4 protein-coding genes and 1 tRNA gene are annotated in these 3,950 nt (G+C 45.2%); 3 read left to right on the forward strand and 2 right to left on the reverse strand.

The genetic code is table 11. From position 1 onward, the window contains the following. Positions 1 to 86: 86 nt before the first annotated feature. Together JF818_RS02195 and JF818_RS02200 are read right to left on the reverse strand one after the other, a co-directional pair. Positions 87 to 482, reverse strand: a complete 396-nt coding sequence (locus tag JF818_RS02195; protein ID WP_198890356.1) for a secondary thiamine-phosphate synthase enzyme YjbQ — start codon at positions 480 to 482, stop codon at positions 87 to 89. Positions 483 to 640: 158 nt separating this feature from the next. Beyond that, a tRNA-Pro gene (locus JF818_RS02200) sits at positions 641 to 714 on the reverse strand. A gap of 175 nt (positions 715 to 889) precedes the next feature. On the opposite strand from JF818_RS02200, the gene JF818_RS02205 reads away from it, so the two are divergent. The 3 genes from JF818_RS02205 to JF818_RS02215 all read left to right on the forward strand — a co-directional run. Beyond that, positions 890 to 1,459, forward strand: a complete 570-nt coding sequence (locus tag JF818_RS02205; RefSeq protein ID WP_198890357.1) for a TetR/AcrR family transcriptional regulator C-terminal domain-containing protein — start codon at positions 890 to 892, stop codon at positions 1,457 to 1,459. Between the two features lie 81 nt (positions 1,460 to 1,540). Further along, positions 1,541 to 2,305 (forward strand): fimbria/pilus periplasmic chaperone, encoded by a 765-nt coding sequence (locus tag JF818_RS02210; protein WP_198890358.1) that lies wholly within the window; start codon positions 1,541 to 1,543, stop codon positions 2,303 to 2,305. 39 nt (positions 2,306 to 2,344) lie between these two features. Then, positions 2,345 to 3,950 (forward strand): hypothetical protein (locus JF818_RS02215; RefSeq protein WP_198890359.1); only part of this gene is annotated, 1,606 nt, incomplete at its 3' end.

Here is a 3,950-nt window from a genome sequence, read left to right on the forward strand (position 1 = left end):
CCTACGGCAGGAGCAATTTTACTGATGATATTGGTGGTTGGTCTTGGAGTATATGGTCTTAAGCGGTGGGAGCCAAACGACTGATCTCAGGTAGGAACCACCATAACCTGGAAGGTTCTGGTTCTTGGGCCGTCGAATTCACAGAAGTAGATGTCCTGCCAGATGCCCAGTGAAAGTCTACCCTGAACAATGGGGACCATTACGCTGGAACCCATGGCAGAAGCTTTCAGGTGTGCCGTTGAATTGCCTTCGGCATGCCTGAAATTGCTGTTCTCAGCAAATGCGTTGCGCAATCCCAAAAGCATATCCTGTACCACATCGGGATCTGCATTCTCATTGATGGTAAGACCTGCAGTCGTATGTGGGCAGAAGACAAGAACATATCCTTCCTTGGTTTGTGTTTCAGTTACACACCTTTGCACTTTCTGTGTAATGGGCAAAAAGGCTTCTGGTATGGTAGCGATGGTTAATGACTGTAACATGGTGCTATACTAGAGAGGTATGGTGAGGTGGTCAATACTTCTTTCAGGTGATCATGGAAGTAAATTTGAGACCCTGCTATTGATATCAATTTTACGGAATTCTGCCTAGGATAAAAAAATCCTGCAAGAAATTAATTCTTACAGGATAATAAAATATATCGGGCTGGGCGGATTTGAACCGCCGACCCCATGTCCCCCAGACATGTACGCTAAACCCCTGCGCTACAGCCCGAACAGTATCGGTTACCCGACAGGAAGGAACATTACCATGAAAGGTTTCTTGTGTCAATAAAACATTGCTAGTAGTCAAAGAAAGATTTTTACGGTAGGATGATTGGTAATATTTATTAAGACTTCGTCGTAATTGTGTACAATATTATGCGCGAAGAGGCAGGAAAGGAGTACCCATGGCGCAGATGACTAAGTTGGCACTGGCCCAATCCTTAAAGCAATTGATGGCTGATCATACCTTGAACAAGATAACCGTGAAGGAAATCGTGAATCGTTGTGGTGTGAACCGCCAGACATTTTATTACCACTTCAGAGATATCTACGATTTGCTTGATTGGATGTTTATCAATGAGGGGCAAGAATTTGCCCGTCAGTATCCCAGTATTCATACAAGGGATGATGGTGAGTCAGCAGTAAGGAGCATGTGCACGTATCTGATAGAGAACAAGACGATGATCATGAATATTTACCATAGTCTTGGGAGAGAGTTGCTTGACAGATATCTCTGTCGTGAGATGGCAAAACTGCTCCATGGCACCCTCGCTGATCGTGCTAAAGAGTATGGTGCTTCTGAAGAAGATCTTGCGTTCCTAATAGATTTCTACAAGCATGCATTTGTTGGATCATTGCTCGATTGGGTACAAGCCGGACTTCCTGGTGAGATTGACGAAATTGTGCTACAATTTATACCAATGCTTAAAGGAACCTTTGATTCTGCACTTAAAAGGATGGCTCTATCACGATAGAGACATGATGACTTGAAGAATCAGTTTTCATAGCGTACACTTACAAAGAATTCATATAATGTTATGATAAGAGAGTGAAATATGAACCAAATTCAGAATAAGAGAGTAAAGCGCACGATAGTCTTTCTCCTGTTTTCTTGCTTGCTGCTTTCATCAGTGTTTGCTTATCAGTTTTCCCCGCTTGAACAATCGTTCCAACCAACGGGTGCTGAGAGTACCAAAACCTATACCATTGTCAATGATAGCAACGACTCGATTGCAATCAGTCTATCGGCACTCATTCGTGATCAGGATGCACAGGGCAATGAGATTAACAAACCTGCAGATGCCTATTTCTCTATTGTTCCGAATAAATTGGTAGTCCCTCCTCAGAGCAGTTGGGTGGTACGTGTACAATATCGTGGTCCGAGGACAGTAACCAATGAGCTCTCCTTTCGTCTGAAGGCAGAGCAGATTCCATATTCTCAGGGAAAGAACAGCTCTGATAAAGGAATGTTCAACTTCCTTTACATCTACACAACAAGCTTGTATGTATTACCTTCAAGGGTGGTTGAGAATGTAGGGGTGAGAGCGGTAACCCCTTCAAGTCTTGAAGATGGATCTCCTGCTTTGTCAGTAACCCTCGCCAATCTTGGTACAGTCCACCAGTTGTTGATTTCTGCAGTGTTGGAAGTCAAGGACAGCAAGGGTAATGCTGTTGTGTTGCAAGGAGCGGAAGCACTGGAAGGTATCGATGGTATGAATATCCTGGCCAAGAAATCGGTAACGAAGAAAATACCTTGGCCTGAAGGTCTCTCCCGTGATCCTGGAGTTACCTATCAAGCCACGATCAAATACTCGAATTAAGAGGAGTTTTTTGCTCCTCATTTCAAAAAGGTTTTCCGCATGAAAGCAAGAGGGTTCGCACACGCAGTATTACTGGTTATTATGCTTGTGCTTGTAACCCTCTTTCTCTCAGCATTCCTTTGGACGTGTTTTCATCAACCAATAACAGAAGATCCTCCCTCTCTTATCAGGGTAGAGCCTCCCGCTCCTGAACAATCATCGGTTGTCGCTCCTTCAGAATCTGAAGAAAAAGACATGGAAACAAGAGAGGAGCCTTCTCCCTCAGGGGTCGGTGAAAGGGAGAAAGTTCAAGCTGTGCCTGGGACGCCCCTACGGGAGCTGCCTCCTCTGAGGCACTTGCTCTCATTTCCTCATTTCCCTGGTTTTGGTTGGAGATCTGCATTCATCAAGATTCCCTCTGTCCCTTCATTTACGAGAGAGGCTACCGTAAGTCCAGTCGTGCCGGATCCCCCGTTCATGTTCGAACCAATGGTACTGACCGAGGAAGAGTGGGACCTTTTCTATGGTGGATCGTTCGAAGAGGAAGAGTATACTGATGATTTCTTTGCAGATTTCTTTATCGTAGGGGAAGATGCCGTCATTCAGTATGATGATGGGTTCTACTATCTTGGACTCTATGTCAACAATGAGCTTATAGGCGATATTGAGGTAGAATTTGTTGGCGAGCAGAGATTGCTGAATGCCAATGAGTTGTCGCAGTATATTGGGCCCTATATAACCGATGCAGCAAACCAACGCCTCTTTGGTGATGGACTTGCCTATATCTCCCTTGAAGAGTTGCGAAGTCGCAATGTTGAGGCTCGCTACGACGCAGCAGAGTTTGCCGTGTACCTCCAATTCAGCTTGGAAGATATGCCTGAGAGGACAATAAGTATTACTTCTCGTTCCATCAACAGGAGAGAGCAGTATGGCATCAGTGGTGCAATAGTGCTTGAGCCGGCAAAATTCGCAGTTGCCAGCTCTCTCAGCCTCTATGGGATGCTTGACTATGATGCTGATTTCTCAGCAATCAACCAGAAGTTACTCTCTCTCTCTGTTTCCAATAGAATCTCGACATTGGGCATAGGCCTCAATGTGTATTTCTCTCTCTCTTCCATGCAACCATACTTCAATCCTGGGACTTGGAACGGCTTCTATGACTTTGTTGAGTCGAGTCATCGTCTGAGTTTTGGTCATGTGGGTACAAATCTAAGCAATAGGAATCTTGGTACCTCTACCAATGTAGGATTCACCTTTGAGAAGAACTATGCCTATGGAACCGAGAGAGCCAAGGGCAATCAGTTCGAATATCGCATCGTTTTGGTTGAGCCCTCTGAGGTGAAAATCACCATCAATGGGGAAGAGGTCTTCAAGCGATCATTCCAGGCTGGTACCTATCGGCTCAGGGACTTTGTCTTTACCCAGGGAGCCAATCAGATAAAGATAACCATTATCCCAGATAGTCATCCAGAGGATGAGAGAGTGGAATATGTTGACATGGGGTATGACTACCGTCTGCTTGGCAAGGGCGACAGCCTCTACGGCTTTGGCTTTAGTGTACCAAGGCAGAAATCCAGCAGTGCCACATCTGCTCTCAGCATCCCTTGGTTTGATGACCAGTATCTGTCCTACCACCTTGATGCTTTCACTGCCACCTATTATCAAC

Origin of the sequence: Sphaerochaeta sp. S2, assembly GCF_016406725.1 — a bacterium.
Lineage (GTDB): Bacteria > Spirochaetota > Spirochaetia > Sphaerochaetales > Sphaerochaetaceae > Sphaerochaeta.

What these genes read in the sequence shown, in the direction of transcription:
- JF818_RS02195 (WP_198890356.1), bottom strand. Translation starts at nt 482, where the DNA reads ATGTTACAGTCATTAACCATCGCTACCATACCAGAAGCCTTTTTGCCC.
- JF818_RS02205 (WP_198890357.1), top strand. Translation starts at nt 890, where the DNA reads ATGGCGCAGATGACTAAGTTGGCACTGGCCCAATCCTTAAAGCAATTG.
- JF818_RS02210 (WP_198890358.1), top strand. Translation starts at nt 1,541, where the DNA reads ATGAACCAAATTCAGAATAAGAGAGTAAAGCGCACGATAGTCTTTCTC.